The 12,153-nt window shown below is 68.9% G+C and carries 11 protein-coding genes; 1 reads left to right on the top strand and 10 read right to left on the bottom strand.

Features of this window, described 5'->3' with window-relative positions; translation table 11 throughout:
* Positions 1 to 47: 47 nt before the first annotated feature.
* Positions 48 to 1,826: a monovalent cation:proton antiporter-2 (CPA2) family protein gene (locus MRBLST15_RS17170; RefSeq protein WP_180164995.1), complete on the top strand. Its 1,779-nt coding sequence runs from the start codon at positions 48 to 50 to the stop codon at positions 1,824 to 1,826.
* Between the two features lie 121 nt (positions 1,827 to 1,947).
* Here the strand turns inward: MRBLST15_RS17170 and MRBLST15_RS17165 are convergent, their stop codons facing one another.
* From MRBLST15_RS17165 to MRBLST15_RS17120, 10 genes are all read right to left on the bottom strand, one after another.
* Positions 1,948 to 5,286 (bottom strand): ankyrin repeat domain-containing protein, encoded by a 3,339-nt coding sequence (locus MRBLST15_RS17165; RefSeq protein ID WP_367786976.1) that lies wholly within the window; start codon positions 5,284 to 5,286, stop codon positions 1,948 to 1,950.
* Entirely contained in the window at positions 5,279 to 5,539 is a 261-nt protein-coding gene (locus MRBLST15_RS17160; RefSeq protein ID WP_265951676.1) for a YcgL domain-containing protein, read from the bottom strand. Before MRBLST15_RS17160 ends, MRBLST15_RS17165 begins: the two co-directional genes overlap by 8 nt.
* 149 nt (positions 5,540 to 5,688) lie before the next feature.
* On the bottom strand, positions 5,689 to 6,189 hold the full coding sequence (locus tag MRBLST15_RS17155; RefSeq protein WP_367786974.1) for a hypothetical protein: 501 nt from the start codon (positions 6,187 to 6,189) through the stop codon (positions 5,689 to 5,691).
* A 55-nt stretch (positions 6,190 to 6,244) separates the two neighbouring features.
* A complete protein-coding gene (locus MRBLST15_RS17150; RefSeq protein WP_025877987.1) occupies positions 6,245 to 6,685 on the bottom strand; it encodes a hypothetical protein in 441 nt (146 codons plus the stop codon).
* A 37-nt stretch (positions 6,686 to 6,722) separates the two neighbouring features.
* Complete coding sequence (locus MRBLST15_RS17145) at positions 6,723 to 7,961, bottom strand: beta-ketoacyl-ACP synthase (protein ID WP_367786972.1); 1,239 nt, start codon at positions 7,959 to 7,961, stop codon at positions 6,723 to 6,725.
* The gene (locus MRBLST15_RS17140) at positions 7,961 to 8,692 is read right to left on the bottom strand and encodes a 3-ketoacyl-ACP reductase FabG2 (RefSeq protein ID WP_099819873.1); all 732 of its coding nucleotides are present in this window, start codon (positions 8,690 to 8,692) and stop codon (positions 7,961 to 7,963) included. The genes MRBLST15_RS17145 and MRBLST15_RS17140 overlap by 1 nt, the downstream gene beginning before the upstream one ends.
* Entirely contained in the window at positions 8,689 to 9,147 is a 459-nt protein-coding gene (locus tag MRBLST15_RS17135) for a hotdog family protein (RefSeq protein WP_265951660.1), read from the bottom strand. The genes MRBLST15_RS17140 and MRBLST15_RS17135 overlap by 4 nt, the downstream gene beginning before the upstream one ends.
* Complete coding sequence (locus tag MRBLST15_RS17130) at positions 9,144 to 10,331, bottom strand: beta-ketoacyl-[acyl-carrier-protein] synthase family protein (RefSeq protein ID WP_265951661.1); 1,188 nt, start codon at positions 10,329 to 10,331, stop codon at positions 9,144 to 9,146. Before MRBLST15_RS17130 ends, MRBLST15_RS17135 begins: the two co-directional genes overlap by 4 nt.
* Positions 10,328 to 10,882, bottom strand: coding sequence for a DUF3261 domain-containing protein (locus tag MRBLST15_RS17125; protein ID WP_265951662.1), 555 nt, complete (start codon positions 10,880 to 10,882; stop codon positions 10,328 to 10,330). Before MRBLST15_RS17125 ends, MRBLST15_RS17130 begins: the two co-directional genes overlap by 4 nt.
* Positions 10,870 to 12,144 carry an NAD(P)/FAD-dependent oxidoreductase gene (locus tag MRBLST15_RS17120; protein WP_099559810.1) on the bottom strand — a complete coding sequence of 425 codons (1,275 nt, stop codon included), beginning with the start codon at positions 12,142 to 12,144 and terminating at the stop codon, positions 10,870 to 10,872. Before MRBLST15_RS17120 ends, MRBLST15_RS17125 begins: the two co-directional genes overlap by 13 nt.
* Between the last annotated feature and the right edge of the window lie 9 nt (positions 12,145 to 12,153).

Below are 12,153 nucleotides of genomic sequence, written 5' to 3'. Positions count from 1 at the left end.
CCCGCCGAACGGACGCACAGCCGGCCTTCCGATGACCAGGTATTCCCATGCATAGCGGTGGTCTGGAACTGGCACTGGTGCTGCTGCTGGCCGCGGTGATCGCGGTGCCGGTGTTCAAGAAGTTCGGCTTCGGCGCGGTGCTGGGCTACCTGGCGGCCGGCGTGGTGCTGGGGCCGGATGGCCTCGGCTTCGTGCAGGATGCCGACCGCATCCTCGGCGCGGCCGAGATCGGCGTGGTGATGCTGCTGTTCGTGATCGGGCTGGAGCTGTCCCCTGCCCGGCTGAAGGTGATGCGGCGCTCGGTGTTCGGTGCGGGCGCAGCGCAGGTGGCGCTGTCCGGGCTGGTGCTGGGCGGCCTGCTGCTGCTCGATCACTTCCAGTGGAAGAGCGCGCTGGTGGTGGGCGTGGCACTGGCGCTGTCGTCGACCGCGGTCGGCCTGCAGCTGCTGTCCGAGCACAAGGCGATCAACAGCGACCACGGCCGGCTGGGGTTTGCCATCCTGCTGTTCCAGGACCTGATCGCCATTCCGCTGCTGGCTGCGATTCCGCTGCTGGGTGGGGTCAAGAACGAGACGCTGCGCTGGGAAGATGCGGCCGTCGCGCTGGGCGCGCTGGCGGTGGTGATCCTGTGCGGGCGGCCGGTGCTGCGCCGCTTGTTCGGCATCATCGCGCGCACCCGCAGCCCGGAAGTGTTCACCGCCACTGCGCTGCTGGTGGTACTGGGCACCGCTTGGTTCATGCAGGAAGCTGGCCTGAGCCCCAGCCTGGGAGCATTCCTGGCCGGCGTGCTGCTGTCCGATTCGGAATTCCGGCACGAGCTGGAATCGCAGATCGAGCCGTTCAAGGGCTTGCTGCTGGGCCTGTTCTTCATCGCCGTGGGCATGGGCATCGACCTGGACCGCATCGCCGCCGAGCCGTGGATGATCGCCGCGGGTGTGGCGATCCTGCTGGTGGTGAAGTTCAGCCTGCTGTACGCCATCGGCCGCATCGCCAAGCTCAGTTCCCGGCAGTCGCTGCTGCTGGGCAGCGTGTTGTGGCTGGGCGGCGAATTCGCCTTCGTGGTGTTCAACGAAGCGCAGCGTGCGCACCTGCTGGGCAATGCCAACCATGACCGGCTGGTGGCGATCGTCGGCCTGTCGATGGCGATCACCCCGTTGCTGATGATCGCCCTGATGCGCCTGCTCGGCGAAGAGAAGGCCGCGCCACGCCAGGCGGCGGAGGCCGACAAGGTGGCGCCGGACAATCGGCCGAAGGTGCTGATTGCCGGCATGGGCCGCTTCGGCCAGGTGATCGCGCGCCTGCTGACCGCGCAGAAGGTGCCGTTCGTGGCGCTGGAAGCGAACCCGGACACGGTGGCCGACCTGCGCCGCTTCGGCAACCAGCTGTACTACGGCGACCCGACCCGGCCGGAGATGCTGCGCGCCGCCGGTGGCGAGCACATCGACGTGTTCGTGATCACCGTGGACGACCCGGAAACCAACCTGCGCGCGGTGCGCATGGTGCGCCGCCTGTACCCGGATGCGACGGTGCTGGCACGCGCACGCAACCGCCAGCATGCGTGGCGGTTGATGGACATGTCGGCCGAACCGTTCCGCGAAGTATTCGGCACCAGCCTGGAAATGAGCGGGCGTGTGCTGACCGCGCTGGGCGTGGCCCCGAACGTGGCCGAGCGCCATGTGCAGCAGTTCCGCGAACATGACGAGAAGCTGCTGCGCGACCAGTACCTGGTCTACGACGACGAGGCGGCGGTGATCCAGACCTCGCGCGATGCCCGCAACGACCTGATGCACCTGTTCGAAGCGGACGCGGAAAGCGACGACAAGTAGATCCACGCCATGCGTGGATGTTTCTCTGTTTCGCCGCACGATCATCCACGCATGGCGTGGATCTACTGCGTGGTGGGGTCAGAGCCCTTTCCGTTGGAAAGGGATCCGACCCCCGGGCCGGTCAGCCGTTGTCGCGCAGGAACCTGGCCATCGACGATACGCCCGGCACGCGCGGCTCGAACTCGGCGGCGACGTCGATGAAGCCGCGCATCACCGCGATCTCGCGCGGGCTGCGGTTCAAGCCATCACGCGCTTCCGGATCGGCACCGGCGCGCAGCAGGCGCTGCACCAGCAGCGGCAGCCCGTGCAGGGCGGCCAGGTGCAACGGGCCGAAGCCACGCGGATCGCGTACATCCAGGCTTACGTCCTCATCCAGCAGGCGCTCGACAGCCGCCATCACCACCTGCTCATCGCAGGCGGTGCCCGGCTCGGCGCGCGCGCCCAACAGCAGCAGCAGTGGCGTGACCGCACCGGCGGCGGCCTGGTCCGGCTCTGCACCGGCCAGCAACAGGGTATCGAGCAGCGCCAGCAGGCGCGAACGGTCGCGCGCACTGAAGCCATACAGGGCTGCACAGTGCAGCGGTGCCAGCTGCTGGGCATCGCCAGCATGCACGTTGGCACCGGCGGTGAGCAGACGCGCCACGATGTCCGGCAGGCCCAGCGCCGCGGCCAGCATCAGCACGGTGACCCCGCCTGGCAGGCGGTGTTCAAGCTGCGCCCCGGCGTCGAGCAGGGCCGAGACGATCTCGACCTGGCGCATGCTGACCGCCGCCGACAACGGTGTCGCACCACTGGCAGCGGCGTGCTGCGGATCGGCGCCACGCGCCAGCAGCAGGTCGACCACGGCCAGATGGCCACCGCCGGCTGCGCGCAGCAGCGCGGTGCAGCCCTGCGCATCGACGGCGTCGATGGCAAAGCCCAGATCATTCAAACGACGCACGGCATCGACATCACCGGCCATCGCGGCGGCCGGCAGATCGCCTTCGCGCAGGGTCCTGCGCGGCAGCGGCCAGACCCGCCAGTCCAGCCAGTCGGCCAGATCGCGACGACCGATCGACAGCGCCACGCCCAGCGGCGTCTGCCCGTCGGCAGCACGGGCTTCGGGCGAGGCGCCGTGCTGCACCAGCAGCTTCAGGGCGCTTTCGCGCGCCAGTGCGGTGGCCAGATGCAAGGCGGTCATGCCATGGCTGTCGCGTGCTTCGCGGTCCACGCCAGTGGCAAGCAGCGCCTGCTGCAGGCGCAGCCACCCCAGGCGCACCGCCAGTGACAGCGGCGGATCACCGGCGGGCGAGGCGGCAAACGGATCGGCGCCACGTTCCAGAAGTTCCAGCGCCAGCTGTTCCAGGCCACGCGCCGCCTGGTCGTGCTGCGCACAGGCGGCCAGGAAACGCGCCAGGCCACCACGGCCGGCCGGCGACAGGCCATGCTGCAGCATCACCTGCAGGGCCGGCACGGCATCGATGCCACGCGACAGCAGCGCGAACATCGGTGTATCGGCACAGGCGTCACGCACGTACGGATCGGCACCGTGGGCGAGCAGCCAGTCGACCGCACGCGGCTCCAGCGCCAGCTCCGGATCGAGCAGCAGGCCACCCAGTTCTTCCGGCTGGCACAGCCTGGCCAGTGCGGCCATGCCATCGGTATTGCCGAACCCCAGCGCCTCGCGCAACAGGGTCAACGGCGGGCGATCGGGCAGCAGGCCGCTGGCACTGGCCGTCTCACCGCGCTCGGCCAGGCCATCGCTGACGGCGGCAGGCAGCGGATAGGACGGATCCAACAGGGCGACGATCGCCCAGCGACCGGCTTCGGCGGCGTAGTCCACCGCGCGTCGGCCGGCCGGATCGCTGCCGTCGGCAGCGATGCCCAGTTCCAGCAGGCGCTTGATCAACAGCGGCGAAACGTCCTCGGCCATCGTTGCCAGCAGCACCGCGTTGCGGCCATCGGTGTCGACAGCGATCAGGTCGGGCTTGTGCGGCAGCAGGTGCTCGACCACGGCGGCGCGACCGGCACGGGCCGCTTCCAGCCAGGGGGTACGGCCGAGCGCGTCGCGCGCTTCCAGGTTGGCACCGGCGGCAAGCAGCACGCCGATGATGTCCACGTGGCCGGCCAGTGCTGCTTCATGCAGCGCGCTGCGGCGCTGGCGGTCACGCGCGTCGGCGCGCGCCTTGTGCTTGAGCAGCAGCTGTACGCCGGCCGGATCGTCGTCCTCGGTGGCGGCCGCGGCCAGCAGCACCGGGGTGCCGTCGGCCGGTTCGCTGCGCGCGCCGCGCTCCAGCAGGAAGCGCGCCAGGCGCCAGTTGCCGACCTGGCAGGCCACCGCCAACGGCGACCAGCCATCACGGTTCAGCGCGTCGACTTCAGCCGCTGCATCGCGCAGCAGCGCGGCCACGCCCGGGTCGGAACTGCGGGCGGCGTGGTGCAGTGGCGTGTTGCCGTCGCTGTCGGTGGCGCGCGAATCGGCACCGTTGGCCAGCAGGGTCATCACCGCTTCCGGACGCCCATGCCAGCTGTCGCGGGTGGCGGCCAGCAGCGGGGTCATGCCGCGATGCGGCGCGTTCACATCGACGCCGCGGCCGATCAGCTCACGCAGCAGGCGCAGGTCCGGCAGGACAGCGGCGAGCACCGCCAGGCTGCGCTGGTCGCGCCAGTTCGGGTCAGGCAGGGAATACGGATCAGCGCCGGCCTGCAGCAGCTGCAGCGCACGGTCGATGCGGCCGTGGCGTGCGGCTTCGTACAGGGCGGGGGTCAGCTCCTGCGGCGCCAGGGCCTCCAGCGGCGTGGTGTCCACGACCGCGCTGAACAGCGTTTCGCGATCGACCGGCAGTTCAGCGCCAAGCGGACTGCGCAGCGAGACCAGCGGCGCCGGGGCAATGCGCTGCAGCAGCAGATGCAGCAGCGGCGACAGCAGCAGCACCGCCAGTGCCGACGGCCAACGCGCGCTTGCCGGCAGCAGGTCCGGCCAGGTCGGCAGTACCACCAGTGCCGCCAGGGCCATCACCAGTGCTGCCGCGCCAAGGCCACGCCAGGCGCTGAGGTCACGACCGGCCAACGCCTGCCAATGCTGGGCCAGGCCACCATCGAGACGCTCGACATCGTTCCACAGCGGCCAGGTGCGCCAAGCCGCCAGCAGGCCGGCACTGACCAGCACGCTCAGGCCCAGCACCGCGGCCAGGCTGCCGCTGTCGCGCAGCGCGGCCAGCGGCCAGGCCAGCAGCAGGGCCAGCAGCAACGGCGCGGCGGTCCACAGTGCCAGCAACGCCGGCAAGTCCTGGCGGGCGATCACCTTCGGCGGCAGCAGCGCACGGCTGCGCCGCCACCACGAGATCCCCAGCGCGAACGCCGGTTGCGCCAGCGCCGCCAGCACCGCGCCGGGCAGGCCACCCAGCGCAGAACCCAGCGCCAGCAAGGCACCGAGGATGAAGGCCAGCGACAGGGCGCGGGATCGGGAAAGCTCAGTCATAGTGGCGCAGCATCATGCTGCTCACCGACGGCGGCACCTGCAGGTAGAACCCGCGCTCGGTCAGTTCGCTGCGCACCTTGGCCGGATCGGCCTGGGCCAGCTGGCGCTGCGCGTCCAGGGTCACGTCCAGCACGAAGACGAGCGAACCCAACGACGCCGACAGCGGCGCAGGCAACGCGCTGAAGTCATCGCGTCGGGCGAGATAGACGTAGGTGTCCGGCTTGAGTTGGCTTTTATAGACGTAGGCGTGCATGTCCACGGGACGATAACCCGGGAAGAGCCGTGATTGTGTCGGAAAGCCGACACCGGGGAAAGGCGTCACGTGACGATGGCGGCGTGATCGACGGCGTTTCCCCGGTGAGGTTCAGCAATGTGGCGGCGCCGTTCAGCCAGCGGGCGCGCTCAGTTGGCCGCCACTTCTTCGGTCATCAGTGGATCGAAGGTGGGTTGTTCAAGCCAGCGCGCCACATCGCCGCCCAGCGCTTCGGCGATCAGCTTCAGCGTGGTGCAGGCGCGGAAGGTGAAGGGCCGGCTGGTGGTGCGCTTGAAGCTGAAATTGCCGACCACGCGGCCGTCCTCCTTCAGCTCGCCATAAATGCGGCCCCACTTCGGCCCGGAGATGGCACCGCCACCGGCGGCATGGGCCTTGGTCACCACGATGTCCAGGCGCCTGCTTTCGCTGCCCTCCTGCGGCGCGGCCACGACCTTGCCGGCAGCATGGCGCACGATGCTGTCGCTGAGATAGCTGCCAAACCGGCACTCGTTGCGGATCAGTTCGCCGCCCACGTCGGTGCGGTAGGGAATGTCGGCAGCGACGCGGATGGGTGCATCCGCAGCCCGGGCCTGCAGCGCAGGCGCGCACGCGAAAGCCGCTGCCAAGGCAGCGGCGGTCATCACATTCATGGTGTTCCCCCTGTGGAACGTTGCCCCGGCACCCCGTGCCGGGGACAGCGATGGCTTACTTGACCTTGGCGTAGGTGCCCTTCAAGGCCACGCCGGCGACGAAGGTGCCGGCCCAGCACTCGTAGTTGGTCGCGCTCTTGAACTCGTTCTTCTTGTAGTAGCTGACGATGTCGACCACGGCGTTGGCGCCGCGCGACTTGGCACCGTCCTGCAGCGCCAGCAGCGCCGACAGCGCGACCCAGTTGCAGGCCTCGACGTCGCTCTTGTTGGCGGCGTTGGTCTTCTTGTTGGTCACGTCTTCGCCCAGGCGCTGCTGCACGCTGACCGGCTGGCCGGCCAGGTAGAAGCGCACGCTGCCGTCGATGCCGGCATCTTTGGCGGCCTGCGAACTGATCAGCTCACGCAGGGACTGTTCGACGCGGGTATCGCGCGCCGAAGCGGTGGAAGTCAGGGCCAGCAGCGCGGTGGCAGTGGCGATCAGCAGGGTGCGGCGCATCGGAACGTCTCCTTGTTGAGGTGCGGGTACGGCGGGATCACGCGCTCCAGCGGCGGAACACCAGCGAGGTGTTGATGCCGCCGAAGGCGAAGTTGTTGCTCATCACGTACTCGGCCTGCAGCTCGCGGCCTTGCCCGGTGATGAAGTCGAGCTGGCCGCAGCGCGGGTCCACCTCGACCAGGTTCAGGGTCGGCGCGAACCAGCCGGCGCGCATCATCTCGATGCTCATCCAGGCTTCGAACGCACCGCAACCGCCCAGCATGTGGCCGACGTAGCTCTTCAGCGAGCTGATCGGCACGCGGCTGCCGAACACCTGGGCGGTGGCCTGGGTCTCGGCAATGTCGCCGTGGTCGGTGGCCGTGCCGTGGGCGTTCACGTAGTCGATCTGCGCCGGCTGCAGGCCGGCGTCTTCCAATGCCAGGCGCATGGCCTGGGCCATGGTGTCGGCGCTGGGCTGGGTGACGTGCTGGCCGTCGCTGTTGGTGCCGTAGCCCACGATCTCGGCAAGGATGGTCGCGCCGCGTGCCTGCGCGTGCTCCAGGTCCTCCAGGATCAGCGTGCAGGCACCCTCGCCCAGTACCAGGCCATCGCGGCCGGCATCGAACGGACGCGGGGTGGTGTGCGGCGCGTCGTTGCGCGTGCTGGTGGCGAACAGGGTGTCGAACACTGCCGCGGCAGTGGCGTCGAGCTGCTCGGCGCCACCGGCCACCATCACCGTCTGCTTGCCGCTGCGGATCGCTTCGTAGCCTGCGCCCACGCCCTGGCTGCCCGACGTACAGGCGCTGGAGGTGGTGTAGACACGCCCGGACAAGCCGAAGAACACGCCGATGTTGACCGGCGCGGTGTGGCTCATCATCTTCAGGTAGGTGGTGGCGCTGATGCCGTCGGTGGTGAACTCATGCAGCATGCGGCCGAACTCGCCGGTGGCCTCGTGGCTGCCTGACGATGAGCCGTAGGCCACGCCCGTACGGCCGCTGCGCAGCACCGGGTGCTCGAACAGGCCCGCCTCACGCAGGGCGACCTCGGTGGCGCGCACCGACATGATCGCGACCTTGCCCATCGAGCGGGTGGTCTTGCGGTTGTAGTTCGGCGGCAGCTCATAGTCCTGCGCCGGCGCGGCCAGCTTGGTGTTCAGGCCCGCATACACATCCCATTCCGGCATCGAACGCACCGCGTTGCGGCAGCTGCGCAGATGGGCCTGGATGGTCGGCCAGTCATGGCCGAGCGGACTGATGGCCGCGGCACCGGTGACCACCACGCGACGATCGACGGCCATCAGATCATCCCCCCGTTGACCGAGATCACCTGGCGGGTGATGTAGCCGGCCGGCTCGGACAGCAGGAACGCGACCGTGGCCGCCACTTCCTCGGGACGGCCGACGCGGCCGGCCGGGATCAGCTTCAATGCGTGTTCGACCACTTCTTCGTTGAGCATGTCGGTCTCGATCAGGCCAGGGGCCACGCAGTTGACGGTGATCTGGCGGCTGGCCAGCTCCAGCGCCAATGCCTTGCTGGCACCGATGATGCCGGCCTTGGCCGCGCTGTAATTGACCTGGCCACGGTTGCCGGCCACGCCGGACACCGAGGACAGGGTGACGATGCGGCCGGGCTTGCGCCGCCGCACCATCGGCATGATCAGCGGATGCAGCACGTTGTAGAAGCCGTCCAGGTTGGTGTGGATCACCTGGTCCCAGTCGTCCTCGGACAGTGCCGGGAAGGCGCCGTCACGGGCGATGCCGGCATTGCACACCACGCCGTAGTAGGCGCCATGTGCCTCCACGTCCGCTTCCAGCGCGGCGCGCGCGGCGGCACGGTCGGCCACGTCGAAGGCCAGCACGCGGGCCTGCTGGCCCAGTGCCTGGATCTCGTCGGCCACCGCCTGTGCTTCCTCCACACGGCTGCGGCAATGCACCACCACGTCGAAGCCATCGCGCGCGATACGCAGCGCAATGGCCCGGCCGATGCCCCGGCTCGCGCCGGTCACCAGCACGCTTCGATTTCCTGTCATGCCTGTCCACTCTCCAGATAGGCCATCGAGTCGGCCGGTTCGAACACCGACACGTTGGCAACCGCCCATTCTTCCCCGCCTGCCAGAATGCGGCAGGCGAACATCCCTAATCCATTGTCGCCCAACAGTTCGCAACGCGCCTGTACCTGCAGGCGGGTGCCGCTGGGGAAACTGCTGCGCGTGCTGGCATAGCGCCGGCTGCCGAGCAGGAAACCCAGCTGCGGCGGGTTGCCGGCCGTGCGCGCACGGCAACCGGCCCACGCCGCGATGGCCTGGGCCATATATTCGATGCCGACCCATGCCGGGACGGCACCGTCTTCAATGAACAGACCGGCCTCGGGCACCACCAGTTCCGCCTCGATGCTCTCCTGGTCCCAGCGCAGGATGCGGTCCAGCAGGCACATGTCCTGGCGGTGCGGCACCACATCTTCAATGGCATACAGCGGCAGGTTCATCGGCGCTCCAGTGCCAGCACGGCATTGCTGCCGCCGAAGGCGAACGAATTGCTCAGCACCCGCCGCGGCAGCTGCGGCAGGAAGGTCGCGGGCGCTACCAGCGGCAACGCCGGCAGCGCCGGATCGGCCACGCCATCCCACCAGTGCGGCGGCAGCTGCTGCTGCGGATTCTCGGCCAGCAGGATCCAGCACAGCGCCGCTTCGATCGCACCGGATGCACCCAGCGTGTGGCCGGTCAGTGGCTTGGTCGAACTGGCGGGCACATCGGTGCCCAGCACCTGTGCCACCGCCAGGCTTTCCATCGCGTCGTTGTGGCCGGTCGCGGTGCCATGCAGATTCACGTAATCCACTTCCGAAGGCGCCCAACCGGCGCGCTGCAACGCCTGCTGCAGGGCATCGATGGCGCCCAGACCCTGCGGGTCCGGTGCGGACATATGGTGCGCGTCGGCCGACTCACCCCAACCGGCCAGGCTGACCGCACCCGGTTCGCGGGTCAGCAGGAACAGCGCGGCGCCCTCGCCGATGTTGATCCCGCAGCGATGCTGCGAGAACGGATTGCAGCGCACTGCGGAGACCGATTCGAGCGCGCTGAATCCGGCGACGGTGAACCGGCACAGGGAATCGGCACCGCCAGCGATGACCGCATCGACGACGCCCGACCGCAGCATGCGCGCGGCCGACATCAACGCCTTGGCGCTGGACGAACAGGCCGTGGACAGCGTCCAGGCCGGGCCCAGCGCACCGCTGCGGGTTCGCACGAACTGCGCGGCGGTACCCATTTCCTGCTGTGCGTAATCGAACCCTTCGGGCCAATGGCCGTGTTCGGCGCGGGTACGCAGCGCCTGTTCGGATTCACCGATGCCCGAGGTGCTGGTACCCAGCACCACGGCCACGCGCTCGGCACCGTAACGGCTGATGGCATCGGCAATGGCCGGTGCGATCTGCGCCAATGCCACGTCCAGCAGGGCGTTGTTGCGTCCCCGCAGGGACACCGGCAGGGCTTCCAGCGTCGGCAGCGGACTGTGCACTTCGCCCAGCGCCAGGGTGCGACCTGGCAGCAGGGTGGCGTTGTCGCTCAGCCCGCCGGGCGCATCAGCGAACATCGCAGCGGCGACTGCGGCGCGGCCCTCGCCCAGTGCGCAGACCATGCCGAGGTCGTTGAGGAAAATGGGCGCACTCTTCATTGCTGGCCGGCCATGTCGATCGATTCGATGCGCAGCGTGTAGCCCTCGGCGCGGTTGTCCAGCTGCACGCTGCCATCGTCCAGGCGCTGCAGCTGCAGCCACACGGTGCCGTCGCGCGACAGGCTGCGCTGGCGGCCGTCATCGCTCACCTGCCAGCCGGCCGGCAGCGCGGCGGCAATCGCGGCGGTGGGCCACAGCGCGAACTGCAGATCGTCCAGCACGCGCTCGGCACGCACCTGTGGCGGCAGCCAAGGTGCACGCTGCTGGGTCAGCTGCTTGCCGTCCCACTGCAGGCGCACGCCGGTCTGGCCCATCGCCTGCACGGCCAGCTGCACCTGCTGCGCATCTGCCTCCAGCAGCGCGTCCAGATCACGCTCGTGGCTGCCGAAGCGGAAGTGCAGCTGCTGCTGCAGGGCCAACGGCGCCGGCAGGCTGGACGGCGCCAGCCGCAACGGCGGCAGTTCGACCAGCGGCCGCGGCATGCGGCTGGCACAGGCGGCCAGCAGCAGGCACAGCAGGACCGCAGAAAGGCGGACGATCAAGCGCTGCACAGTTCCTCCAGCACGCGCATGCGGCGGCCGCTGTCGTCGGCCACATACGGATTGTTGGTGTCCCAGGCGTAGCCGGCCAGGATGGAGCTGATCATGTCGCGCACCTGCGGCTGCTGGTCGGGGTGGTAGATGATCTTCTGGAAGCCGCCCTGGTACCAGCTTTCGACGAAGCGGCGGAAGGTTTTCACACCGGCACGCAGCGGAACCGAGAATTCACGTTCCCAGTCGACCGTTTCACCCGCGTAGCGGCGCTTCAGGCATTCGCTGGCCAGCTGCGCGGATTTGAACGCGATGGTGACGCCGGAGGAGAACACCGGATCCAGGAATTCGCCGGCGTTGCCCAGCAGCGCATAGCCCGGGCCCCACAGCGAGCTGACGTTGGCCGAATAGCCGGTGATGCGGCGCACCGGCAGCACGGCCCATTCGGCGTTGGCCAGCAGCGAGGTCAGGTTCGGGTCTTCGCCGACGATGGCCTGCAGCTTCTGCAGGTCGTCGCCTTCGTAGCGTTCGAAGAATGACGGTTCGGCCACCACGCCCAGCGAGCAGCAACCGTTGGAGAACGGGATCGTCCAGTACCAGACGTCGATATGCTCGGGATGGGTGGTGATCAGGATCTTGTTGCGGTCGAAATCCGCTTCGGCCGGGATGTTGTCACGCACGTGGCAGAAGATGGCGCCACGCACCGGGAAGTTGGACGGTGATTCCAGGTTGAGCAGGCGCGGCAGCAGGCGCGCGAAGCCGGAGGCGTCGAGGATGAAATCGGCTTCGATGCGGTACTCGCTGCCATCCGGGCGGCGCACGTTCACCACCGGCTGTTCGCCCGGCTCGACCGCCAGCACTTCGTCGCCGAAGCGCAGGGTCGCACCCATGCGCTCGGCACCACGCGCCAGCACGTTGTCGAAGTCGGCGCGCTGCACCTGGTAGGTGGTGCCCCAACCCGGCGAGAACTTCTTCCTGAAGTCGAACGCGGTGCGCGCGTCCCCGTGCACGAAGGCCGCGCCGTTCTTGTACTGGAAGCCCGCCTCGACCACGTCCTGCAGCAGACCGGCCGCCTCGATGTATTCCATGCTCTGCGGCAGCAGGCTCTCGCCGATGGAAAAGCGCGGGAACTGCTGGCGCTCCAGCATCAGCACCTTGCGCCCCTGCTGGCGCAGCATCGCCGCGGCCACCGAACCGGCCGGGCCGGCGCCGATGATCAGGATTTCGGTACGTTCCACGTCTTCGTGGCTGGAAGAATCAGCGGCATCCACAGCAGTAGTCATCGGTGCGTC

The sequence above is a fragment of the Stenotrophomonas sp. LST15-1-1.1 genome, assembly GCF_040815575.1.
Lineage (GTDB): Bacteria > Pseudomonadota > Gammaproteobacteria > Xanthomonadales > Xanthomonadaceae > Stenotrophomonas > Stenotrophomonas lactitubi_B.
This window is presented reverse-complemented; position numbering and strand designations above follow the sequence as displayed.